The organism is Pseudomonas sp. F220 (genome assembly GCF_057813935.1).
Genome location: NZ_JBVASJ010000173.1, coordinates 1 through 292, shown reverse-complemented (window position 1 = coordinate 292; position 292 = coordinate 1). Strand labels below are relative to the sequence as shown.

Below are 292 nucleotides of genomic sequence, written 5' to 3'. Positions count from 1 at the left end.
AAGGGAATCAGCGCGACCATCAAAATCAGAAACGGGATCGAAAGGAACAAGTTGACGAAAGCGCCCAGTGCCCGGTTCAGCACCGGCGCTTCATAAATTCCGCCCTTGGAACTGGTGACCAGAATCACCGCCAGCGGAATGCCCGCCAACAATGCGATCAGCGATGACACGCCGACCATCAGAAAGGTGTCGATGAAGCCCTGGAGTAAACGATCAAACCATATAGCCCAGCACCTCGACCTGTTGTGCCCATTGCCTGGCGCGCTGGCGTAATTCTTGCGCACCGTGGGAC

General features: G+C 56.2%; 1 pseudogene. It reads right to left on the bottom strand.

The features are described 5' to 3' along the window. A pseudogene (locus ACZYSM_RS29515) lies at positions 1–224 on the bottom strand (ABC transporter permease); the annotation flags it as partial. Positions 225–292 lie beyond the last annotated feature (68 nt).